The 24106-nt window shown below is 51.9% G+C and carries 22 protein-coding genes, 1 tRNA gene and 1 riboswitch; of the genes, 7 read left to right on the forward strand and 16 right to left on the reverse strand.

The window, feature by feature from the left end; genetic code table 11:
• Positions 1-170 precede the first annotated feature (170 nt).
• Positions 171-1601 (reverse strand): NAD(P)/FAD-dependent oxidoreductase, encoded by a 1431-nt coding sequence (locus RB297_RS11690; RefSeq protein ID WP_096776075.1) that lies wholly within the window; start codon positions 1599-1601, stop codon positions 171-173.
• A gap of 75 nt (positions 1602-1676) precedes the next feature.
• Positions 1677-1776: riboswitch (purine riboswitch) on the reverse strand.
• Between the two features lie 288 nt (positions 1777-2064).
• Between RB297_RS11690 and RB297_RS11695 the strand changes: the two genes are divergently transcribed.
• On the forward strand, positions 2065-2664 hold the full coding sequence (locus RB297_RS11695; RefSeq protein ID WP_009593788.1) for a helix-turn-helix domain-containing protein: 600 nt from the start codon (positions 2065-2067) through the stop codon (positions 2662-2664).
• A 171-nt stretch (positions 2665-2835) separates the two neighbouring features.
• Complete coding sequence (locus RB297_RS11700; protein WP_090909398.1) at positions 2836-3027, forward strand: hypothetical protein; 192 nt, start codon at positions 2836-2838, stop codon at positions 3025-3027.
• Positions 3028-3127: 100 nt separating this feature from the next.
• Here RB297_RS11700 and RB297_RS11705 read toward each other — a convergent pair whose 3' ends face one another.
• From RB297_RS11705 to RB297_RS11715, 3 genes are all read right to left on the reverse strand, one after another.
• The gene (locus RB297_RS11705) at positions 3128-3853 is read right to left on the reverse strand and encodes a WD40/YVTN/BNR-like repeat-containing protein (protein ID WP_375120490.1); all 726 of its coding nucleotides are present in this window, start codon (positions 3851-3853) and stop codon (positions 3128-3130) included.
• Positions 3854-4033: 180 nt separating this feature from the next.
• Positions 4034-4117, reverse strand: a tRNA-Leu gene (locus RB297_RS11710).
• Between the two features lie 134 nt (positions 4118-4251).
• Complete coding sequence (locus tag RB297_RS11715; RefSeq protein ID WP_375120491.1) at positions 4252-5232, reverse strand: copper amine oxidase N-terminal domain-containing protein; 981 nt, start codon at positions 5230-5232, stop codon at positions 4252-4254.
• A gap of 280 nt (positions 5233-5512) precedes the next feature.
• Between RB297_RS11715 and RB297_RS11720 the strand changes: the two genes are divergently transcribed.
• Positions 5513-6196 carry a lysoplasmalogenase gene (locus tag RB297_RS11720; protein WP_375120492.1) on the forward strand — a complete coding sequence of 228 codons (684 nt, stop codon included), beginning with the start codon at positions 5513-5515 and terminating at the stop codon, positions 6194-6196.
• A 127-nt stretch (positions 6197-6323) separates the two neighbouring features.
• On the opposite strand, the gene RB297_RS11725 is transcribed toward RB297_RS11720, so the two are convergent.
• The 5 genes from RB297_RS11725 to RB297_RS11745 form a co-directional block, all read right to left on the reverse strand.
• Positions 6324-7037, reverse strand: a complete 714-nt coding sequence (locus tag RB297_RS11725) for an MgtC/SapB family protein (RefSeq protein WP_009593619.1) — start codon at positions 7035-7037, stop codon at positions 6324-6326.
• 42 nt (positions 7038-7079) lie between these two features.
• Complete coding sequence (locus RB297_RS11730; RefSeq protein WP_009593577.1) at positions 7080-7685, reverse strand: glycerol-3-phosphate responsive antiterminator; 606 nt, start codon at positions 7683-7685, stop codon at positions 7080-7082.
• 70 nt (positions 7686-7755) lie between these two features.
• On the reverse strand, positions 7756-8565 hold the full coding sequence (locus tag RB297_RS11735; protein ID WP_015736729.1) for an HAD-IIA family hydrolase: 810 nt from the start codon (positions 8563-8565) through the stop codon (positions 7756-7758).
• Between the two features lie 325 nt (positions 8566-8890).
• Positions 8891-10654: a glycerol-3-phosphate dehydrogenase/oxidase gene (locus RB297_RS11740; protein ID WP_375120493.1), complete on the reverse strand. Its 1764-nt coding sequence runs from the start codon at positions 10652-10654 to the stop codon at positions 8891-8893.
• A gap of 311 nt (positions 10655-10965) precedes the next feature.
• Positions 10966-11823, reverse strand: a complete 858-nt coding sequence (locus RB297_RS11745) for an AraC family transcriptional regulator (RefSeq protein WP_096776080.1) — start codon at positions 11821-11823, stop codon at positions 10966-10968.
• Positions 11824-11949: 126 nt separating this feature from the next.
• Here RB297_RS11745 and RB297_RS11750 point away from each other — a divergent pair, with 126 nt between their 5' ends.
• Genes RB297_RS11750 through RB297_RS11760 form a run of 3 tightly spaced genes read left to right on the forward strand, consistent with a single transcriptional unit; the run spans position 11950 to position 14808 of the window.
• Positions 11950-13008: a Gfo/Idh/MocA family protein gene (locus RB297_RS11750; protein WP_015736732.1), complete on the forward strand. Its 1059-nt coding sequence runs from the start codon at positions 11950-11952 to the stop codon at positions 13006-13008.
• Entirely contained in the window at positions 13005-13862 is an 858-nt protein-coding gene (locus RB297_RS11755; RefSeq protein WP_015736733.1) for a sugar phosphate isomerase/epimerase family protein, read from the forward strand. Before RB297_RS11750 ends, RB297_RS11755 begins: the two co-directional genes overlap by 4 nt.
• A gap of 49 nt (positions 13863-13911) precedes the next feature.
• The gene (locus tag RB297_RS11760; RefSeq protein WP_145037202.1) at positions 13912-14808 is read left to right on the forward strand and encodes a sugar phosphate isomerase/epimerase family protein; all 897 of its coding nucleotides are present in this window, start codon (positions 13912-13914) and stop codon (positions 14806-14808) included.
• A 153-nt stretch (positions 14809-14961) separates the two neighbouring features.
• Here RB297_RS11760 and RB297_RS11765 read toward each other — a convergent pair whose 3' ends face one another.
• On the reverse strand, positions 14962-15993 hold the full coding sequence (locus RB297_RS11765) for a Gfo/Idh/MocA family protein (protein ID WP_277746626.1): 1032 nt from the start codon (positions 15991-15993) through the stop codon (positions 14962-14964).
• Between the two features lie 26 nt (positions 15994-16019).
• A complete protein-coding gene (locus tag RB297_RS11770; RefSeq protein ID WP_036660164.1) occupies positions 16020-16907 on the reverse strand; it encodes a sugar phosphate isomerase/epimerase family protein in 888 nt (295 codons plus the stop codon).
• Positions 16908-17120: 213 nt separating this feature from the next.
• Here RB297_RS11770 and RB297_RS11775 point away from each other — a divergent pair, with 213 nt between their 5' ends.
• The gene (locus tag RB297_RS11775; protein ID WP_277746627.1) at positions 17121-18026 is read left to right on the forward strand and encodes a helix-turn-helix transcriptional regulator; all 906 of its coding nucleotides are present in this window, start codon (positions 17121-17123) and stop codon (positions 18024-18026) included.
• On the opposite strand, the gene RB297_RS11780 is transcribed toward RB297_RS11775, so the two are convergent.
• From RB297_RS11780 to RB297_RS11800, 5 genes are all read right to left on the reverse strand, one after another.
• Entirely contained in the window at positions 18012-19214 is a 1203-nt protein-coding gene (locus tag RB297_RS11780; protein WP_277746628.1) for an aminotransferase class I/II-fold pyridoxal phosphate-dependent enzyme, read from the reverse strand. The two genes, RB297_RS11775 and RB297_RS11780, sit on opposite strands and share 15 nt — an antisense overlap.
• A 6-nt stretch (positions 19215-19220) precedes the next feature.
• Positions 19221-20138, reverse strand: a complete 918-nt coding sequence (locus RB297_RS11785) for a D-alanine--D-alanine ligase (protein WP_375120494.1) — start codon at positions 20136-20138, stop codon at positions 19221-19223.
• A 447-nt stretch (positions 20139-20585) separates the two neighbouring features.
• Positions 20586-22040, reverse strand: coding sequence for an aminotransferase-like domain-containing protein (locus tag RB297_RS11790; protein WP_277746630.1), 1455 nt, complete (start codon positions 22038-22040; stop codon positions 20586-20588).
• A gap of 48 nt (positions 22041-22088) precedes the next feature.
• Positions 22089-22253: a hypothetical protein gene (locus tag RB297_RS11795; RefSeq protein ID WP_162939100.1), complete on the reverse strand. Its 165-nt coding sequence runs from the start codon at positions 22251-22253 to the stop codon at positions 22089-22091.
• A 154-nt stretch (positions 22254-22407) separates the two neighbouring features.
• Positions 22408-24072 (reverse strand): DUF4091 domain-containing protein, encoded by a 1665-nt coding sequence (locus tag RB297_RS11800; protein WP_096776086.1) that lies wholly within the window; start codon positions 24070-24072, stop codon positions 22408-22410.
• Positions 24073-24106 lie beyond the last annotated feature (34 nt).

Here is a 24106-nt window from a genome sequence, read left to right on the forward strand (position 1 = left end):
TCTCGTATCTATCATACCCCGTTCGACCGGAAAAAGAAATCGCTCCCACGTACATGAGGAACATACAAGGCTCTCCAGTTATAACCAAACAGGAGCATCGACTGGACGGCGCCAGAACGTGCTCCTGAATGAACATCCTATTAAAAAAGCCGGTCATTTGGATTTATGCGCTAAATATGGTTCAGCATGTTCCGGGCAATCCAGACCCCGGCGGCTCCTGCCTGAGCAAGCCCTCGGGTAATTCCGGCGCCATCCCCGCCGCAATACAGCCCCTTGATCTCCGTCTCGAAGGAATCCGACAGCTTCGGCCTTGCGGAGTAAAACTTGGCCTCGACGCCATAGAACAACGTGTGCTCCGACGCGATCCCCGGCGTGACTTGATCAAGCGCTTCAACCATCTCGATCAGACTTTTCATCGTGTTGTAAGGCAGCACCAAGCCAAGATCGCCTGGAACGGCTTCCTTCAGCGTCGGCTCAAGAAACCCTTCGCGGATTCTGCCCTCGGTGGATCTCCGGCCGCGAAGCACGTCGCCGAATTTCTGCACGATGACCCCGCCGCTGGACAGATCATTCGCCCGCTTGCATATTTCGCGCGCGTATTCGTTAGGCTTATCAAACGGCTCCGTAAACTTATGGGATACCAGCAGCGCAAAGTTCGTATTGGCCGAGCCCAACGCCGGATCCTTGTAGGAATGGCCGTTGGCGGCCATGACGCCGCTGTGGTTTTCCACCACGACATGGCCGGAAGGATTACTGCAGAATGTCCGCACGCGGGTCCCGACCGAAGTGTTGAAGATGAATTTGCCTTCATACAAATGCTCGTTGATTTCACGCATGACCACATCCGAGGTTTCGACGCGCACGCCGACATCCACTTGGTTATTATGCATTTTCAATCTGCGTTTTTTAAGAATGCCGGTCAACCAGGCAGACCCGTCGCGGCCGGGGGCAACCATCACCAGATTCGCCTCATGGACCTCTCCGCCCTTCATCGCGATGCCGGTGACGCGGTGGGTGCCGTCCTCCTTGACGGTGACGATGTCCTCGACCTCCGCCCGGAATGCCATATCAATCCTTGTCTTTAAATATTCATAAATCGACTTCAGGATTTCCAAATTCTGCTCGGTTCCAAGATGCCTTACCTGTGCGCGAAGCAGCTTAAGGCCTGCTGCGTATCCTCGCTGTTCAATATCGCGGATCGCATGGGTCGTCGGATCTGTAATGGCAGGCGTCGCCCCATGCTCCAGGTTGATGGCGTCCACATATTGAATGAGCTCCATGACTTTGGATCCGGGCAAATAATCGGTCATCCAGCCGCCAAACTCTGTAGTTATGTTGAATTTGCCGTCACTGTATGCCCCGGCTCCACCAAATCCGGCCGTAATCGAGCAGGCCGGCAGGCAACCGGCGAATTCCTTCCGGCCTACCGCCGGAGGACACAGCTTAATCTTCTCCTCCAGAATCGGACAGCTTCTCCGGTAAATATCATGTCCCTTGTCAACCAGCAGCACCCTGCTGCCCGGTGATTTCAATGTCAGCTCATAACATGCAAAAATTCCCGCAGGACCGGCACCAACAACGATAACATCATATTTGCTCATCATATCCCCCTGTGTGTTTGACTGTCGTTTGCGCACACCGATTTCAGGCACAAAAAAATCCTGCTCCGAATAGGTATGCTTGCGCACCCTATTCGTAGTCAGGAATTTAAGGTCCCTTGTAGAAACCCCTGAACCTTATTTTCAGGGATATACGAATAAGCCTATTTTTCTCTTCAACAACCATAGTTAATATAAAACGGAATTACGAATGAGTCAATACGAATATTTGAAATTGTTCGTCTTTTGCGATAAATTTCGATTTATACAGGGGAATGATCGTTAATTTTTATATAAATACGAACAATGTTCCAACAAGACCAAATACACATTGTAGGTCTATCGAACCACCGCACCGGCTCCATAAATCATGTAACAACGAAATGGAAACAAATGTTTAGTGATTGGCTATTGAAAAGCTAGTGTCGAATATTGTAGTATTGTGTTAAAAAAAATCGGAGGAATTATGCCTACACAACTGCAGCAAGAAAAACACTCCATTGAGGCGTGGTCCCTGATCAACCGTAAATATTTGGGGAAAGGCGTGCGAGTCAAGCGCTTTCGTCGGCCGACCCGCTGCCAAATTCGTAACCGCGTCCTGCTAGCCGTACTTATGGCCAACGATATCAAATTGTCGCAATTGGCCGAGGAACTGGGAGTATCCTCCCGTAGCGTCAGCGCCTGGGTATATGAGGGACGCGTTCCCGGAAAAAACAACCTGGAGAAAGCCTGCGACTACTTGGGTTATCCCCGCCACATTCTCTTCAGAGAAGAATTGCTGGACAAGTCGCCCTTGATCTGTCAGCCAGCGCCTTCCCGATTCATGAAACGCACCCTGACACGCTCTCCGGTCAGCAATCGGATTCTGACAGGCCTGTGCATGGTTCATGATTTGTCGGTGAGCGATGTCAGCCGCTGGATCGGCGTGCATCCCGGCACGTTCCGCAAATGGCTGCACCAAGGCACCGTACCTTCAGCAGCATTTCAGGAGAAAGCGGAACAGTTCTTTCGAATCCCTAAGTCTGTGTTATTCGCAGATTGCGCACTGAAGCAAGAGTCCCGATAAAACTAGCCGTTAAACCAGTAACCATACTTATGATCTGACACAAATGCTCTGCTTGCCGGACTCCATTCGGCCAAGCCGGGCTTATTTTGTGTCATGGCATAGTTTGAGGTTTTCAGGGAATACAAGTAACATCGGGCGTACGAAAGCATCCAGGAATGAGGTGACTGACCAATGAAGCTGCGTCAGAAGGAAATTGGCGCTTCACTGGGATTGCTGGCTGGAACGACCATGGGAAGCGGCATCGGATTCCTGCTCGGATGGCACTCCTACAATCTGATGGTCCTGGTATCCCTCTTCGGTTTTTTCGGTATTGCAGCCGGTCTTTGGGCAGGCTCCCGAAGAATATTCAAAGAGCTCCCTTAAAAACCATGTGAGGCTCGTCGTTCTGCCTGATTCTTGCTGAACGTTCAGGCATAAGCTCAAAAAAAGCAGGCCGGTAATTTTCCGGTCTGCTTTGTTATGATTAGTTATGGGTCTTCGTCTCGTTTATAACGTACCATTTCCCAGGCTTAACGCCATCGTTTTTGAAATGTTGAACGACTCCGTCAATGGCGGCTCTTTGGTCATGGCCTCGGGTGGTCGTATCCGGCATATCCTGAATGCTCCAGGTCTTGCCTCCGTCCTCGGTTTTGGCTTGACCGCTGAATCCCGTTTCGGGCGAGATAAAATGGAGAAAGCCGGCATTCGGCGTGCTTCCTATCCGGTTCCATGTTTCTCCGCCATCCGTTGTACGGTACAGATCGTTATTCTCCATCACGGTCCAGGCCTGCATTCCGTTCAGCGCAAAGATTTGGCGTACTGTGCCCTTCAGTTGAGCTTGAACCTCCCATTCGGTGCCTCCGTCATCACTAAAAGCAATCCAGCCTTCTCCGCCGATCCAGCCTGAGTTATGATTAACGAGCCGGACTGCCGTCACATCCGATAAATCCACATCGGGTTCTGCCGCTGGATCTTCTTGCGTGTCTGCTGCGGAACCGTTTCCTGCGCTGCCATCCGTATGGCCTGAGGTTTCATCCGTGCCGGAAGGCGGCGTTGTCTCAGGAATATCTCCCTTGTGGGAATTTCCCAATGCCTCAGTCGGCAAAGACCCGGCCCCATTCCCTTTATCCGATGGCTGACATCCGACAGCTACGCTGACTGCGATCAACATCATCAGCATAAAGCCCATCCTGTTTCGAGGTTTTATCATGCGATCACACCCCTTATGTTCTAAATACCAAAACGGCTATTTACGCTATTCGTCCCATTCCATCACCCTCATACGGAACGGTCGCTCTTATTCAGTATAACGCGATTTCCACATGAAGAGGAACGAAAAAAGCTGTTTTTCAAGTCGAATTCCACTTGAAAAACAGCTTTGCTTCATAGATGCGGTCGAGAGGACTCGAACCTCCACGGGGGTAAGCCCACACGGACCTGAACCGTGCGCGTCTGCCAATTCCGCCACGACCGCATATTATGTAAGTCGTGATCGTGTTGATCACCGTAATTAAGAGTATATTACGCCCCAAGCTAAAAAGCAAGCATTTTTTCAAAAAAAATGTCGAAACCATCATTTCATCATGGTTTCGACTAATCAGGCCAGTCTCAGATCGTCCATTGATCATGTATGATGCCGGACAATACCCAACGATCCTCATACCGCTCAAACACTAGCCGCAGGCTTTCCCAGTCCATGCCCGCATAATCAGGATCAACTCCATCATAATAATACTCCACGATGCCGGCCTCACTGTACTGGCTGCTGGCATTGTTCACCGTATTTCCTTCGCTCTTCGATTTGTTATATCCGATCCACGGCGCCTTCGCAAAGTCCAGCGAATAAATGAATTTCTTGTAATAGCCATCAAGAGTCATCGAAATCGGTTCTCCGCTGCCGTCAAACTCACCCCATCGGTAAACGGCGTCGTTGTTCAATCCCTGCCGCAGCTGCTGCTTGCTGAGCGTTACGTCCTTCTGCCGGTCGACGTAAGCATACGGAGAAAAGGTGATTCCGTCTGGATGAGCGAGTTCGGCCAGCTTCTCAAAATCCTTGTTTTTCAAAAATGCGATCGCTTCAGCACTGATTTTGGACAGGGCGGCTTCTGCTTCTTTCGGCGTGAGCAGCGGATAAATCATAGCTTCTTTAGCCTTGTTATCCCAGGATACCTTGCCTCCAAGCCCTTCAGCCGAGAAACGGAGCGGGATGTAAACCCGTCCCTCCCTGAGAAGAGGCGGAGCATCCAGGGTCACGACCTTGCCGTCCTTCACGGCACGGGTATGCCCAACGGTATAACTCGTCGTATGTTTGCCATTGCTCACGATCGCCGACCGATCGGCTTGATTCCAACGCACCTCGGCACCCATAGCTTCCGAAATGCCGCGGAATGGCACCATCACCCTCCCTTGATGAATAAAAGCAGGCGAATCCAGCAGCAATTTGCCGCCATTCACCCTAATTTCAATAGGTTTGTCTGAAGATGTGCCCGAAGCCCAAACTTCTTCTCCTCCAAACAGGAAACCGGCGATCCCTATCGCTGCCGCCATCATAACGGCCAGCAGCTTTTTCACTCCTTGACGTTTCTTCATCACAAACTATCCCCTCCTTCTGCTCAGTTCACTATCTCTTTTTCCATTTCCATTATAAAATGTCTATAACCCATAGACCCATCCATAAAGCAATTGCCGATTACTCCGTGCAGCCACTGGATATGCACTCCCCTCACGCCCCAGGTTCGCTATGCCTAACCCCCCATTTATATTTACTCAACATACCTTTTATACAGTCAAGGATCAGGAAAGAGGAATTGAGTCGCTGAGGAAGAACTTGTCTAAGCATGAGATTATATTTCTACCGGGGGGATTCTTATTGAAACGATATCTGCTGCCATTATTCATCCTGATCATGAGTCTGCTTTACATTTTCTTCATTCCTTCCGAGCCCATGCTCGTCAAACTGCTGTTCAAGCTCATCCCCATGTGGCTCATCATCCTGTTTGCATATCGGCAATTCCCGCCCCGTGCCACGAAAGTTCACTATCTTCTGTTATCGGGACTGTTCTTCTGCATGATCGGTGACGGTACGCTGATCTGGTTTGTCGTCGGCCTTACCTTTTTTCTGATCGGTCACCTGTTCTATACGGCCGGCTTTCTGGGACAATGGCGATATTCGCTTCCCCGCCTCCTCAGCATCGTTCCGATTGCGGCCTATTCCGTCTGGATGGGCATTCAATTGGTGACCTCTCTCAACTCAAATGGGGAGCAGGCTTTGATATTTCCCGTCATCGCTTATATTGCGGTCATTTCGACCATGCTCTGGACCTCCGTCATGACCGGAAACCGGTTAGCCATGCTTGGAAGTCTGCTCTTTGTCATCTCGGACTCGATCCTGTCCTGGAACATGTTTGTTTCCGATATCCTTTATTCGAACGTATGGATCATGACCACGTATTATGCAGCCCAGTTTCTGATAGCCAGAAGCATCTCGGCTTTTAACTGGACGAAAGCGCGGAGCAGGGGCGACTCGTCACTCAATGCTTCCGCCATCCATTAGAAAACCAAAAAAAGCCGAGTCCGGGTTCCCCCCCGGGCTCAGCTTTTACAGGTCATTTCACCGCTTCATGTTCCATGATATGTCGGTCCATAACTCCCCTATCAAGCAACGAAGCAACGCCGAGTCCTCAATCACGCCAGTTCATGCGAACCTGCTTAATCCCCTCTACCTGCCACAACTGCTCGAACAATCCGTTAATTCCCTTGCTGTTGAACGAGTATACCCGGAATTCCATTGTGACCTTGGTCGAATCGTCTTCCGTCGTGTCATTGTTCACGATCATGCCTTCCACCGTCATATTGGCCTTTTGCAGCAATTCCGTAATCGTGCTCACATGTACCGGACGGTCACCCGCCTCGATGATAATCTTTAAGCTGCCGGACTTTTTGATAAAGAGAAACCTCGATTCCAATTTATTCAGCACCAGCGTGCTGACCAGAACGATCGCTGTCGTGATGATCGCAGGCCAGTAAAAACCGGAGCCCACGCTTAAACCGATAGCCGCTGCCACCCATAAAGTGGCGGCCGTGGTCAGACCTGAAATGATATGATTGGAACGCCGCAATATGGCTCCGGCACCAAGAAAACCGATACCGCTTACAACTTGTGCCGCCAGCCGGGCAGGATCAAACCTCGCATTGGGATGATTGATCAGTGCAGAATCAAACCCGTAGATGGAAGTCAGCATAATCAGCGTCGATCCGACGGCCACCAAGAGATGGGTTTTTAACCCGGCCTGCTTATTCCGGCGTTCCCGCTCCCAACCGATCAAACCGCCGAGCAATGCAGCGAACAGCAGCCGCATCAGCATGGTCTCCGTATCCAGTTGAAACACATCCATTCCTAATCTCCACCCATCTTCATCATGTAAGGCGGCTCTTCGTTATGCCATATGTTCATCCTGCCAGCGCCATAACTCTTTGCTGGAGGTGGATATGCCGATTACACCGCTCTTTAGAGCCGTATCAAAATCCTCCAAATCGATCATGAGCCCCCCAGCAATGACAGGCACGTCCACCTCTGCGCGAATACGTTCCATAATCCGCTGGCACACCATGCCCGGGAGCACTTCAATGGCATCGGGATTGGAGGCCTTAATCATCTTGATCCCGTTGTCCAGGGAGACGGAGTCAAATACGAACAGACGCTGAACCGTTAACAAGCCCAGCTTCTTTGCTTCCACAATCGCCGTGTTTTTTGTCGTGACAATCCCGTCGATGCCAACCTTCTCAGCCAAGTACTTAACTCCCGTCTTATCTTTGCCGATCCCTTCAATCAGATCAAAATGCACAAACGAAAGCTTGCCTGCCTCGCGAATCTCCTCGACGATCGATTCAATGATAAAAATATCGGTCTTGAGAATAAATACGATGTTCGATTCGGTCGCTAACACGGCAGGAAGTTCATCCGCATTCATTAATGAAGTAATAATGGGTTTACGCTTCAAGCAATACGAAATTCGTTGTGCACCTTCAACACTGGTTTTCATGTCTTCACCTCGTTGCCGCCGCAACCTCTCCAATTCTCCCGTTGCCCCGGCATATTTTTGTAGATACTCGTCATTGCGCTTCGTTTGCCTGCTGCAAGGCAGTACCGCTGAGATAAATATCGTGAACCGAATTCAGCACATAGGTGGGCTTCACGCTGCTGTCCATCAGATCCTCCTTGGTCGACACCCCGGTCAGCACCAAAGCCGTGCTCATTCCCGCCTGATTGCCCATCTTGATATCCGTCTCCAGCCGATCCCCCGACATCAGGCAATCCTCGGCCTTCACTCCCAAAATATCAAGAGCCGTCAATGCCGTCAAGACGGAGGGTTTGCCCATGACCGTCGTAATGGTAATGCCGGCAGTGCCTTCGATGGCACCAATCATGCCGCCGCAATCCGGAACATCGCCGCCAGGCATCGGACATGTTCGATCCGGGTGGGTAGCAATAACCTCAGCGCCCCCCTTGATCGCCTGATAAGCAAAATCCAGATGACGATAGTGAAAATCCCGATCCCACGATACGACCACGACGTCGGTTTCCTCCGGGGATGAGGCGAATCGTATCCCATTGTCCAGCAGCTCATCCTTCAATATATCCTCGCCAATGACGTACACTTTTGCGTCCGGATGATGCTTCTGAAGATAATGAATCGTAACAAGCGCGGGATTCAGAATATGATTCAATTCAACCTGAATGCCAAGCTTCGCTAATTTCTTCAAATAATTCTCCCTAGAGTCTATCGTTTTGTTGGTCAAAAACAACAGCCTCTTATCCAATCCCTGCAAGTAATGAATGGTCTCCACCGCACCGTCGATGGCCTCGGCCCCAAGATAAATCGTACCGTCCAAATCAAAAATATACCCTGCAAAATGATCCATACTTCGTTCTCCTCTGCATGTTCAATCTGTAATTTCGCCTGCAAACGTCATGGGACAGGTCCGGTCAAATATCCCTGTTATATCTCCAGCCCTTGTCCGTAAGGTATACATATGACAGCGCCATGTCCTTTAGTCCCTGGACCGGCGGTCCCTTGCGGATACAAAAAAATGAGAAGCGCTTTGCATGGAAGAAACCTTCATTCATGACAAATGAAAGATTCTCGTTATGCAAAGGGCTTCTCATCATCTCTGCCCGCTCTATAACTTTATATGGTTATACTACATCCACATTTTACATTTGACAAGATCATCATGATGATAAACCTTATCGGTTCATCGCCGACACGGCCGATGGATGCCCGGCTTCTTCTTTGGAGACCGCATCATTGACGTGTTCCCGATCCGTCGGAGCTGCAGTCAGCTCCATTCTGTTACCTTCCGCTACTCCCCATGCCGCCTGCAACTGGTCCTGCAGCAGCTCCCATTGCCTGTCGACTTCCTCAGAATCCCACTCTAAGTATTCTCCCATCAAGCTCATGACCGAAGCAATGACTCGCTCGGTTTTGGGCCGGTCGAATAACATCCAGCCTGTTCTTCTTAACAGAAAATCCACGGCACTCATCGTCATTTCGCATTCGATGGAATACTCGATTTCGGCACGCAGCAATCTAAATCCGACAGCTTCTGTTTTGTCGGAAGCAGCCTTGATCCGTTTAAACAGTTCAATGGTACCGGTACCGTACCTGGTCATAAGGCTCCTCACGTCATCGTGCCTGATGCCGAGGGATTCGCCCTGTTTAATAAGCTTCTCCTGAGCTTCCGCATAGGTGAGTCCGTTCAAGCCTCCTCCGTTTATCGGAACCCGATCCGTCGTACAAGGAGGATAGATAGTGCCATCAGCGTCCTGAAGCTGTCTGGCAGCAAGGTTAACGACCTTTTCGGCCATTCTCCGGAATCCGGTCAGCTTTCCGCCTGCAATCGTGATCAAACCGGAATCGGATATAAACAACTCATCTTTTCGTGATATTTCCGAAGGACCTTTTCCTTCCTCGCGAACGAGCGGCCGCAGTCCCGCCCAACCGGATTCGATATCGCTTGGCTTCAGCCCTGCTTCCGGAAACGCATGATTGACCGCATCGATGAGATAGCGCCGGTCTTCCTCGGTAATGCCGGGCGTCTCAATCGACCCTTTATAGACGGTATCAGTCGTTCCGATATACGTCTTGCCCTCCCGCGGAATGGCAAAAATCATACGCCCGCCCGGCACATCAAAATAAGCGGCCTGCCGTACGGGAAGCTTGGCATGATCCACCACCAGGTGAACGCCCTTTGTTAAGAGCAGCTGATTGCCCTTGAGCGAATGATCCTTCAGCCTGACCTGATCCACCCATGGACCAGCGGCGTTTATGATTTTTTTGGCGTATATCGCATAGGTCTCCCCGCTCAATTTGTCTTCCACCTGTGCTCCTGCTACTTTTCCTCCTCGATAAATGAATTCACGAACCTTGGCGTAATTCGCGATGTGCGCTCCCTTAGCCCTTGCAGACTTTACCACTTCGACCGTCAAACGAGCATCATCGGTGCGGTATTCGTAATAATAACCGGAACCTTTCAATCCCTCCTTCCGAAAGAGCGGTTCAAGGGCCAGGGTGCTCTCCCTCCGAAACATCTTCCGCCGTTCGCTGCGTTTGACACCCGCCAGCCAGTCATACAGATACAACCCGACGCAGCTGGCAAAATAACCATAGGTGCCTTTTTTATAAATAGGGAGCAGCATGGGGATCGGCTCCACCAGGTGCGGAGCGCTGCGGTGAAGCAGCGCCCGTTCGGAGCCCACCTCCCGTACCAGGCCGATTTCCCCTTGCTTCAAATACCGGAGTCCCCCGTGGATCAGCTTCGTTGATCTGCCGCTCGTTCCCGAAGCAAAATCATTCATCTCCACCAAGCCCACGCTCATCCCTCTGCAGCTGGCGTCCCAAGCAATGCCCGCCCCCGTGATACCGCCGCCAATCACCAGCACATCCAGCTTTTTTGCCGACATGTCCTGTAAATAACGGGTCCGCATCTTGGCGGATAAGCTTGTGTCCACCTGACATTCTCCTCTCTCAACATATAATAAGAAAAACATCTATCGACGTACCTTCACAGAAGACAGACCGCATTTAGTGGACGTTTTTCTTGCGATTATCGAATGGGTTCAGCTTCGCTGAAAACTTTTACATTCATAATCTAAAAAAAAGAACCGCTTCTGCTCGGAATGCATACCAAATACGGTATGCATGTAAGCAAAAGGGTTCTCCGTCGTCTCCGCCGCTTTATGCAATCAATATGATTACTCATTATATGTCGCTTTTATATTTATGTCTATATGGAACCTGATAGAACCGCAAAACCCCGGGATCACTTTTTCCGTAAAGCCGATGGAGCCATCCGCTTATATTTCTTGAAGGTCCGGCTGAAATAATAAATATCGTTGAATCCGGTAGCAGCCGCGATTTCCGATACCGTAAGCGGGCTTTCGCGGAGCAGGTAATCCGCCCGGTTGAGCCTGGTTTCATTCACGTACTCCGTTACGGTTCGGCCGCTGATTTCCTTGAACAACCGGCTGAAATGAAAACGGCTGAGGCCGGCCATGCCGGATAACTGCTCCACCGACAGATCCTCCCGGTAATGCTCCTCGATATACTTGAATATCGGTGCAAACCGCTCGACGTTCTTCATCCGCTCGACGTATTCATCCTGCGTCAGAACCGTTGCGACATAACCTCGAAGCAGGAGCGTAAGCAATCGGTACAGCTCCGATTTGATAGCCAGCTCATAACCGAATTCCTGCCGTTCCAGCTCCTTGATAATGGATAGCATGGGCGCCAGCGCATCATCCCCGCTGATTCGGTTCTCGAAGATCAGCCGGTTCTGGGTGATCGGCGTGATGAATTTCATCTCGGGCGCATCCAGGGAATGGCTCTGCAGCAGCGAGAAATCTGCGATTAACGCATAATAAAACAAATGGTCCGACTGGCTGAGGCCATAATGCAGTTCATTTCGGTTAATGACGATCATATCGCCTTCCTTGGCGGTAAAGGTGGTCGAGCCGCATTCCAGCGTCGCTTCCCCCGAAACAAAATATAATATTTCAAGATGCTCATGCCAGTGATGATTAAATAATACCTGTCCCCGGCCATCAAACTCGCAACGATGAACCTTGATCGGAAACTGAGGATCCGGCATCGTCATCGGTTCTCGCAGTGTTTTGTCCAATGCTCTGATCTCCTTCCAGTAAGACAGCACAATTGTACAAACAAACAGCACGGTTTATCATGGTGTCTTCCTCTAAAAGCATTATAATACGAAAGTGTAATGCAGTAAATTCAGAGGAGTGAACTCATGAAATCTATTAATGTTGGCGTCATTGGCACTGGATCAATCTCTGCTATGCATTTGCAATCCTATCAAAAACATGCGAACGCGAATTTGCTCGCCGTGTGCGATTTAAACGAAGAAAGAGCACAGCGCGCAGCTGAAAAATACGGCGCTACCAAAGTCTACACGGACTATAAAGAACTTCTGGCCGATCCGGAAATCGATGCGGTAAGCATCTGTACCTGGAACAATACGCATGCCGAAATCAGCATTGCGGCACTGAATGCCGGCAAACACGTTCTGGTTGAGAAACCGCTTTGCCGCACCGTTGAGGAAGCGCTTCAAGTACAGGAGGCCGTGAAATCCTCCGGCAAGATGCTCCAGGTCGGTTTCGTAAGACGCTATGACCCTAACGCTCAAATGCTCCGCGAGTTTGCAGACAAGGGTGAATTCGGGGAGATCTACTTCGCGAAGGCTTCCTCCATTCGCCGCCTCGGCAATCCGGGCGGCTGGTTCTCCGACATCGAACGTTCCGGCGGCGGACCGCTCATCGATATCGGCGTGCACGTCATCGATCTGTGCTGGTACATGATGGGCCGTCCGAAGCCGGTTGCCGTCAGTGCCAATACATACCGGAAGCTGGGCAATCGCTCAAACGTGCGCAACCTGTCCTTCTATAAAGCAGCTGATTATGATGCTGAGAAGAACACCGTCGAGGATATGGCGAATGCAATGATCCGTTTTGAAAACGGCGCCTCTTTGTTGGTGGACGTAAGCTTCACGCTGCACTCGAAGGAAAATCTGCAATCCGTTAAATTGTATGGAGACAAGGGCGGATTCGAGATCGACCCTGAGGTTTCCATCGTAACCGAGAAGCACGATACCATCATCAACATCCAGCCGCAAACCGACAACAAGGGATTCGACTTCGATGCTGCTTTCCAAAGCGAGGTCAATCACTTCATTTCCTGTATCGAGAATGGCACAACACCGCTCAGCCCGGTTGAAGACGGCGTTGAGATCATGAAGATTCTGTGCGGCATCTATGAATCCGCCGAGAAAGGGGCTGAAGTTCTCCTATGAAACTCGGAATAAGCTCGTACAGCCTGTACCAGGCCATGAACAAAGGCGAAATGACCATTACCGACGTCATCGACTACGTTGCGGAGATCGGCGGAGAGCATATCGAGATCGTTCCGCTCGGCTTTAACCTCAAGGAAACGCCGGAGCTGATCGATACGATCAAATCCCGTGCCGCCTCCAAAGGGCTTGAAATCTCCAACTACGCCATCGGCGCCAATTTTGCGGAATTGGATGACGCTGCTTATGAAGCGGAGATTGAACGAGTTAAAGGCGAAGTGGACATTGCGGCTGCGCTTGGCGTCAAGCTGATGCGCCATGACGTAGGCTCTTCCAAGGACTTGTCCATCACGCATTTCCTGGAGGAACTTCCGCGGCTGGCCAATGCATGCCGCATCATTGCCGATTACGCGGCAGAACGCGGCATTACCACCAGCGTGGAGAACCATGGTTACTTCATTCAGCATAGCGACCGCGTCAAAGCTCTGGTTCAGACCGTGAACCACCCTAATTTCAAAACAACCCTGGACATCGGAAACTTCCTCTGTGCAGACGAGGTATCCACCGTGGCTGTCGCGAACAACATCGGCCTCGCGTCCATGGTTCACTTCAAGGACTTCTACTATCGTCCGGCTAACCGCGCGCCCGGATCCGGCTGGTTTAACACCTCCAGCGGCAACTGGCTGCGTGGCGCGATTGTCGGCCAAGGCGATATCGATATGCCGGAAGTCGTTCGCATCGTGAAGGAATCCGGTTACGACGGCTATATCTCGATTGAATTCGAAGGGATGGAAGATTGCCGCACGGGTGCTAAATTTGGTTTGGAATATGTCCGTAAAGCCTGGAACGAAGCTTAAGGCAGAAGGCTTATGGATCACATAAGGATGATATAAGGGGGATATTAGGATGTCGAAGCCTATCATGCCTAACAAAATTGGCGTTATCGTTGACAGCTTTCGGGTTGGCGTAAGAGAAGGTCTTGTCAAAGCACGGGAGGTCGGGGCGGACGGCGTACAGATTTATGCCGTTCACGGCGAAATGGATCCAGCCAACCTCTCCGCTTCCGCTCGAAAAGAATTGAAGGATTATATCGATTCCCTGGGACTTGAAATTTCCGCCCTCGTCGGTGACCTTGGCGGACACGGCTTTCAGGATCCTGCCGAAAATGCGGCCAAAATCGAAAAATCCAAGCGGATCATGGAGCTCGGTTTGGAGCTTGGAACCAATATCATTACGACCCATATCGGTATCGTGCCGCAGGATCACAACGGCCGCGTATACGAAACGATGCATAAGGCCTGCGTAGAGCTCAGCACCTTCGCAAACTCGATGAACGCGTTTTTTGCCATCGAGACGGGGCCGGAGCCTTCGGCTCACTTGAAATCATTCCTGGACGGCCTGGGCTCCAACGGCGTATCCGTTAACTTTGACCCGGCCAACATGGTCATGGTCACCGGGGACGATCCAGTACAGGGCGTATACAACCTGAAGGATTATATCGTTCATACGCACGCGAAGGACGGAATCAAGCTGGCAGACTACATCGATCCTCGTGACGTATACGGCGATTTCGGATATGAAGCACCCGCGCTTGACCATGACAAAATTGCCGATATGGCGGAATCCGGCGAGAAGTTCCGTGAGGTTCCGCTTGGCGAAGGCGGCGTTAACTGGAATGCTTACCTGCAAGCCCTTAAAGATATCGGCTATACCGGGTATTTGACAATCGAACGCGAAGTGAAGACCAATCCGGAAGCGGACATCAAGCTTGCCGTGGACTTCTTGAAAACGTTCAGAGCATAAACCGACGCAAGCTTTGAGACCGTTCCAAGCAAACCGCAACGTTCGCTTGGAACGGACTTGATAAACACAAACAACAGGCCGATCAGGAAATTTCCTGATCGGCCTGTTCATTGTCGCACCATGATGTATGTTGGAACTTGAAACTTGTATACCTTAAGATACCGCTTGTTTCCCCGTCACGGTCTCCAAAGCCCCGTTCGCTCTCGCTGAACGGATCTCGGCTTCGATAATTTCCAGCGATCCTGCCGCGCTGTCTGGCGTACATACCGTTACCGGCTTTCCTTGCGCAACATGCTCGATGAAATACTGAAGCTCGCGGTAGTAGCCGGAATCTTCGGACAGTTCGGCTGTAAAGCCCGGTGCGTCTTCAGGATACACCTTCAATTCATTATTCTCGAACACCAGGGTAGACTCCTCGAAATTTACCCGGTATCCCATATGGAAGCCATGTTCGCCGTGCAGCGTCCAATCCGCATGGGCGTTAATCACTTTCCCGTCAGGGTAAGTGTAATGGGTGGATACGATATCGTACGAGCTTCCTTCAATGATCGTTTTGGCGAATGTGGACACCCGCTCCGGTTTGCCCATCAGCCAGTGGATCATGTCCGCGTCATGCACATGCATGTCCGTGATGCAGCCTCCGCTTTTCTCCCCTTCCAGGAACCAGCCCTTAGGAGGCTCCGATCCCCGGAAGAATTCGCCCGCAACGATGCTGCCGTAGCGGCCGTCCTCCACGCATTCTTTCAAATATTCATAAGCCGGCCAGAAACGCAGGCATTGTCCGATCATCAGCGTTTTGCCCGTGCGTTCCGCTGTTTTCACCATGCGCCAGGCTTCTTCCGAGCTGCCCGCAACGGGTTTCTCGCACAGGACGTGAATGCCGCGCTCCAGCAGCATGCAGGACATATCCGCATGCAAATACGTTGGCAGGCACACATCCACGATATCCAGATCTTCATGCTCGAGCATTTTGTCCACATGGTCGTAAAGACGATAGGGCTCCAGGTCGTAGACATCCCGCTCGGTCGCCATATTCCCGTTGGCTTTGCTGTCTTTAAGCTCATCGATGAGGAGATCGCAAATCGCCACCAGCTCGATGTCTGCGCCTTCTTGAGCCAAACGAAGATAATTGTCGAAATGCATGCGGCCCATGAAACCAAAACCCAATATTCCGATCTTAAGCATTCTCATTCCCTCCGTATCCCTTATGATTATGATTGTCCTTGATGCTGCCGCGCGTCCGGCTTACGCAAAGACGGCGTCCGTCCAAGAATCGCATCCATCGCATTGGATGTGTTAAATATGATCTGCTCCGAATAATGGGTGTAGGCCGGGATCATCTCTGCCGTGACATAGTTGTCGTAGCCGATCAGGCGCAGAGCTTCCACCACTGCGGGATAATTGACGTCTCCTGCCAGCAGGTCGACAAAACCGTGCAATCCGCCTGCCTGCCTGCGGTAATCCTTGAAATGGACTTTCTTGATCCGCTCGCCCAAAATCCGAATCCAATGCTCCGGATAACCGTTGTGCACGACGTTGCCTACATCAAAATATGAGCCGACATAGTCGGAACCGATCTCGTCAATGAAGGTCCGCAATTCCAGCGGGGACAACAGGAATTTGTTCCATACATTCTCGAGCGCGATCGAAACGCCGGCGCTTTCCGCGTACGGAACCAGCTTGCGAATGGATTCTTGAGCCCGCTCGTAAGCATATTCGTAATCGATGACTGCGGAACCGGGAACAAAATCGACGCCTACCGCCCCTGGTATCACAAGAATGGCATCCACACCGAATGCAGCCGCGAGCTCCAGCTGCTTTTTGCAAACGTCCATGGCCTTTTCACGGATGGCCGGGTCGTCGCTGGTCATCGGATAGTCCCAATACAAGCCTGTCGCCAATCCTGCAATATCGAGGTCTGCGTCCTTCAGCTGTGCCGTTATGTTCTGCACTTCCTTATCGCCTGCCTGGAGCCCGAGCTCACCCGTTTGGTTCAGCGACAATTCGATGCCGTCAAAGCCCGCTTCTTTTGCCAATCGGATACAGTCTGAGATGGAAGCCTCTCCCGGGAACGACCAGATATTAATCCCTTTTTTCATCGCAAATCCCTCCTAAAATTCATAGGTTGATGATGTTACAAATGTTTTCTGAAACGCATCATTTGACTTTTTCCGTCAAGTTGTAAATAAACCAATTGGATGTAATAATACTTATATAATAAATAAACATTCCAAGAAATGATTTAGAAAGAAAAGCGATTATTTGGACAATTCCGTTCTATTCTCTTAATAACATTTGGGAGTGAATCTACGATGGCCGATATGGACCCCGATTATCCGGTAAAACGCGAAGCGCCTTTCCGCGAATGGTCGCCCAGCATTCATTATGCACAGTTTCAACGCATGGCGACGGGAGCTCTCCCGCAGCGCAGGTTATATGATTTCGAACTGCTCTATGTATGCCATGGGGAAGCCGTTACCACGATGTACGGGAACCGGCATGTCGTCGAAGCAGGCCAGCTGATCTTTCTGCCGTCCGGCGTTTACCACCAAAATGAGGTGGTTTCCCATCCCGACGCGCGTTTTCTGGGTATCCATTTTGATTTTTTCGATGAGTTGGACATCCAGACGGAAGCCGATATGATCGTGAACGAAGCCGTGGTGGATAAGGATAAGTTCGCGCATGAAGCCGTGTCATCCGCCTTCCCTCCCCTTTCTTCCCGGATTATCTATACGCCTCCCCTGCCATGCGTACAGATGATGGAACGCATCGTAGAGGAATTTACCCTGCGTCCCGCCGGCTACGAGCTTGCCTGCAAGGGACTGATGCTGGATGTGCTGGTTCAACTGTTTCGGACGCACCCCTCCCGGGCATTGACGGAAACGTCGCCGCACGAGGCCAAGCTGATCGAGCTGATGGCTCAAATCGAAAAAGCTCCAGCCAAAGACTGGAGCAACAAAGTCATCGCGGAGCATTTGATGTTAAGCGCGGATCATACCGCCAAATTGTTTAAGCGCCTTGCCGGGATGCCGCCGAGCGAATTCGTGCAATCCGTTCGTCACCGGGAAGCCCGCCGGCTGCTTCGGGAATCCGACATCTCGATCGAGATGGTTGGCGAAGGCGTCGGATACCCGGACATTCATTATTTCAGCCGCATCTTCCGGAGGCTGGAGGGGATTACCGCTACCGATTACCGGAAGCTGTCAAGAATTCTGTAAGGCATGAAGACCTTCGGCACGTACATGCGTTTGAAGCCAGCGTTCCATTCGTTCGAGCGCTTCGCAGAGTCGAGCGGACGAAGCGGCATACGAGCAGCGAATGAAGCCTTCGCCCCCGGCACCGAATACATGGCCCGGCACAACGGCTACTTTGGCCTCCCGAAGCAATCGCTCCGCGAACTGCTGCGAGCCGAGGCCGGTTCCGGTTATGCTGGGGAATGCATAGAAGGCTCCCTGAGGATCGCGGCAGATCAGGCCGATATCGCTCAGTCCCTGCACAAACATTTGTCGGCGCTCATCGTAAGCCTGCCTCATCACGTCCCGATCCCCGAGCCCGTTCTTTAAACATTCGATGGCCGCAATCTGTCCCATGATGGGCGCGCAGAGCGCGGTATACTGATGGATCTTGACCATAGCGCCCACCAGCCCGGCATCGCCGCAGAGGTAGCCGACCCGCCAGCCCGTCATGGCGAAGGCTTTGGAGAATCCGCCGATGATGACGGTCCGCTCCCGCATCCCCGGCAGGGAAGCGACGCTCGTATGCGTGCCGCTATAAGTAAGCTCGGCATACATCTCGTCTGAAATCACCACCAAATTGTGCTCGACCGCAAGGCGCGCGATCGGAAGCCAATCCTCATGGGTCATGACGGCTCCTGTCGGATTGCTCGGAAAGTTAACAACGATCGCTTTCGTCCGGGGCGTGATCGCCTGCTGCAGGGCATCCGCCGTCAACTTGAAGCCATGCTCGGCGGATAGCTCCAGCTCGACGACGGTGCCGCCGTTCAATTGCACAAGAGGAGCATAGGCGACATATCCCGGTACGGGAATGATAATTTCATCGCCCGGCGAGATGAGCGCCCGCAGCGCAAGATCAATCGCTTCGCTGCCGCCGACCGTGACCAGGACCTCCCTCGACGGCTCGTATTGCAGCTGGAAGCCGGCATGCAGATAGTCTGCAATTCCTTCCCTCAGCTCCATCAGCCCTTCATTCGGCGTGTACATCGTGCGCCCGTGCTCCAGCGCCTGTTTGCATGCATCGATCGCACACTGGGGCGTCACGAAATCCGGTTCGCCCACGCCGAGCGAAATGACCTCGTCATCCGCTTCCGCAGCATTAAAAAATTGCCGGATGCCGGATGGCGGCATGACTTGCACCCTCGATGTTAGAAAGCTGCTCGTTGTCTTCATATCCTTCTACTCCTTGCCTTCGCTTTTTCGTTCCGATAATGAGGTTTCAATCAAGGCATCCAAAAGTCCGCTGAACGAATATCCCGCCGCTTCCGCGCTTCTTGGCAGCAGACTGGTCTTCGTTAAACCCGGAAGCGTGTTGACCTCCAAAATATAAGGAATCTTTCCCTTCAGGATGATATCGATCCGGGCATATACACTGCACTTCATCGCCTTATAGCATCGAAGCGCGGCTGTGCGCACCTGCTCCTGAAATTCTGCGGGAAGCTCGATCACCTGCTCATCCGCTTCGCCTTCTTCGTATTTGGATGCATAATCGAAAAACTCCGAGTTCGGCTTGATCGACACAATCGGAAGCATGTCGCCGTTCAGGACCGGGCAGGTGATTTCTTCTCCCTCGATCCATTGCTCGATCATGACGAAGCGGTCCCACCGCAGCGCCTCTTCGACGGCGGATGCAAGGTCAGCCGAGTCGCGCACGATCCGGGTACCGATGCTGGATCCGCCCGCATTCGGCTTCACCACAACGGGAAAACCGAGCCCCTCCACGTCGGCGGCCGCCAACTCTTCCATGCAGCTGACCATGATCCAGTCAGCCGTATGCAATCCTTCGTAACGCAGCAGCTTCTTGCTCAAATCTTTATCCATGCAGAGACTGCTGGCCAGAACGCCGCTGCCGGTATACGGAATCCCCAGCGTATCAAGGGTGCCCTGGACCGTTCCGTCTTCTCCGAACGTGCCGTGCAGGGCGAGCAGCGCAATATCGATGCCTTCGGTTTTGCTGATCAGCTCCCGTTTATCGTGAATCTCGATCGGATAAACCTCGTAGCGGCTTTTATCCAAATGAGCGATCATCTCTTTGCCGGTCATGAGCGAAACTTCCCTCTCGGATGATACGCCTCCCATGATGACGCCAACCTTCATGATGTAGACCTCCTAAATAAATTCTTCAAGCTGATTGCCTGTACAACACTCCGCATGTGGATGATTATTTTTCCGATCTCTGTTGCCCTCAGATTTCCACTGATCTGAATATTCGTTGTTGAAATCCGACGGCAAAGGAGAACGTTCCGCTTCTCCAAAATAATTCCGCCTTCTCCGTTGCAGCCCATGATTTCTCGGAGAAGTATTCTTTGTATGTTAATCGACACTCCGCATGCGGATGATTATTCCTCCGATCTCTGTTGCCCTCAGATTTCCACTGATTTTGAATTTTCGTTGTTGAAATCTGACGGCAAAGGAGAACGCTTCGCTTCTCCAAAATAATTCCGCCTTCTCCGTTGCAGCCCATGATTTCTCGGAGAAGTATTCTTTGTATGTTAATCGACACTCCGCATGCGGATTATTCCTCCGATCTCTGTTGCACCCCGATCACACCAGCTTCCTCGCCGCCTCGCCGATAATGCGAATCCCCTTCTCGATGTTCTCGTCGGAGACGCGGGAGAATCCAAGACGCATGGTGTGCTGGCCGCCGCCATCGGTATAGAAAATATCGCCCGGCGTAAACACCACGCCCTGGGCGGAACAAGCCTCCAGCAGCTCCCGCGTCCGGAAGTCCGGACCGAATTCAACGAACAGGTGAAGCCCGCCATCGCCGGACAGCCGTTCCATCGGAATCCACTCCTCGCAGCAGCGGATCGCAAGCTCATATTTTCGCTTGTACTCGGCCTTCGCTCTCTTTAAATACTTCTCGAAGTTGCCATTGTACAGATATTGAAAGAGCAAGGACTGATCCAGAGTCGACGTATGAATGCTGCGGGCCCGCTTCACGCTTTCCAGATAATGAATCAGGGTCTTGTCGGCCAGCACCCATCCGACTCGCAGGCCGGGAAACAGAATCTTGGAGAAGCTGCCCAGGTAAATCACGCTGTTGTTCTCCCCCCCTGCACATGCAACGAGAGGCGCGATGTGGGAGCCCGAATAACGCAGCTCCTCGTTGAAGCCGTCTTCGATCACGGGAATCTCATGCTCGTTCAGCAGCCGCAGCGCTTCCAGCCGCTTCTGGTGGGACATCACGATTCCGGTAGGATTATGATAGGAAGGCACAAGGTACGCCATGTCGTACGACCGCTCCGACAGCTCGCGTGCGAGCCCTGTCAGGCTGATGCCGTCTTGCTCCATCTCGACGCCGGTAATGGCGTACCCGTGCATTTTAAAATTTTTAATGGCGGTATGATGGGTGGGATTCTCGCAGAGAATGCGGCCATGCCCTTGGTTCAAGGCGGATAGCACCAGACTTAAGCCTTCCGTAAAACCGCTGGTGATCAGCATATCTTTGCCCTGAACATTCACCCCTTTGTTCTCCATGTAACGGAGAAGGTAATCAATAAGCGGTTTATAGCCTTTGGCGTAACCGTAATTTAGTAGGATATCGCCTTCAAGCGACATCCGGTCCAGGAATGCACGCTTGACATTGGGCAGGTCGAACAGCTTCTCGTCGGGAGCGATGCTTGTAAACGATATGGAGCCCTTGTCAGCACGGATCCCGTGCTTCATCAGATCGTTCGCTTCCGCAAGCCTGGCATACTCGTTCAGGCGAGGAGCCCAGTCCAGCCGCTTGCCTTCCGGCTGTGCGGATGCCCCGCTGATCGAAGGGGAAACAAAGTGTCCTTGCCCTTTAACCGCGTAGATATAGCCTTCATCCTCCAAATCGGAGTATGCGCTCAGCACTGTATTGCGGCCCACTCGAAACAGCGCGCTTAGCTCACGCGTGGAGGGAAGCTTCTGATCGGCTTGCAGCGCCCCGGTTGTCATCAAGCGCTTCATGTAATCCTTGACTTGAATATACGCCGGGCGGTCATTCGCCAACTTGAAATCCAAATACATCGTTCATTTCCCCCTTGCTCTTATGATGGCATAATTTCGGCGGCACCACTAGAACCACAGCAGGCCTCTTTCGCCACGGGCGTGGTTTGCCGATATCGTTGGCAGAATCCCGGCCATCTCATCCCTAGGATTGGACTGCCCTTTGCGCCGGTATACCTTGATGACATGCACGTTCTCTATATCATGGAACCATACGGGATCATGCACAAGCAAGAATGAAACATTCTTGGTACCCATCTGGCGAAAAAACAGATCGGAAAATCAAAAACTGCCCCACCTTCTCAAAGGAAGATGGGGCAGTATTACGCCGTATTCGTTCGGCCTATACGGCCCTGATTCGTCTAAATAAGCCGTACTCCCGGCCCGCTTACTTCACAGCCAAGCTTTCCCTGATCTTATCATTGATCCACTGCCGCTTCGACAGCAGCCATTCCGGATCCCTTGGGTACGTCTTGAAAGTGATCGGCTCTTCAAGCCCTTCTTCCAGCGCCTGCAGAACTGCCTCCCTGCCGATCTGGGTTTCCAGCAGTTGAAGCGCTCTCAAATCCTGAAGAGCTTCCTGGAATACCTTCAGCCGAATGGATTCGATCGGCCCTTCTTCACCGGGATATACCACAAAAGCATCTCCGGAAGGAAAACCGCAATCCGCATCCGTCACCTTGAACGGATCAATGGCGCGTTTCGAGTATTGCGAATTCCAAAAGTTATATCCCCAATGGAGAAATCCCTCAATGTTAAACTTATACAGCTGAATCCCGATGATCCGGTTTCTCGCCGAAGGCAGATTGAAGAATCGGTTGGACACTTCCTTGTATTGGGAACAGCAATAATAGGTCCACAGCGGGGTTACCTGCTGATCCAGGAAAGGCTCGATGTGGTTGCTGCCCGGAATCGGACGCTTCACCAGCCCCTGCTCATAGAACGAAATATCGGAGAGCGCGTCGATGATCGGGTAATCCGGCAGCAGCTCGTTCATCAACCGGCTTGCATGCCCGTAAGCCTCCAGATGGGACTCGGACGGCTCATCGGATACATGGAAATAACAGCGCTGCTCAAGTCCCCGGCTTTCGATCCAACCGGTCAAAGCATGAATGAATTGTCTGATGAAGGCATGATACGCTTCTCCAGTCGCATCCGTCTCCCAACCGAACAGCTTCTCCGGCTGTCCGTTCACGTTAGCCATAATCTTCGGCGCATGCCGGGCTCCCCACTGCGTGAAGAGGTGCGAGAATTCCAGATACTGAATGCCATTGGAATCGCACAGGTCAGCCCAGCGGTCGAGTTTGTCAAACCCAAACGCATATTTTCCATCTTCGCTCACATCGACATCGACCAGCTGTACCGTCGGCCGCTCTCCGCCCACTTCCGTATCCAGCGGAGGCGTAAACACCGGAGTCAGGATCATATTGATCCCATGCTGTGCCGCGGTCTGCATAAATTGATCGATCAACGTCCAGTGCCGCTCGCTAAAAATCCCCACCTCATAGTAGTTTGCCAGGCAATCGGCATGGAACCATTCCGTATGAATGAGCTTCTGCGCAGGTAAGGCTGCCGGAATCACTTCCAGCGTAAATACCTCTTCCCCAAGCGTATCTCCCGATTCCGCTTCAAAACGGATCCGGATTTCATATGTACCTCCCTGGATCGCTTCCTCAGGCTGTACCGTGATCCAGAGGCTTCTCCACTGGCCCGGGCATCCGGTTATAACAGGATCTGATGCCAGAGGCAGCAGCGGGTCCGGATATAGCCCGGGCGTAGCTCTTAAGATAAACTCGTCATGGTCATGATACGTAGGCAGCTCCGACGGAACCAGGCCTACGGAGCGGACGGTAACCCGTTCGCTTAACTCGGATTGCAGAATAACCCGGATGTTTTTCAACAAGCGATTGGAACGGTAGGCAACTTGAAACGAGAATGTCTCATTGCTAAACGCTGCCCCTGCGTCGTACGAGGCTGGGGACAGTTCTTCATCGGCGAATACTTTGGACAGAGAGCTTAACAGCCGGGTTTCAAACGTTATGGAATGACTCATGCAGATTGCATCCTCTCTACAATGGAATGAGGTA

This window comes from Paenibacillus sp. CR_12 (assembly GCF_041953985.1).
GTDB classification, from domain to species: Bacteria; Bacillota; Bacilli; order Paenibacillales; family Paenibacillaceae; genus Paenibacillus_AQ; species Paenibacillus_AQ lautus_A.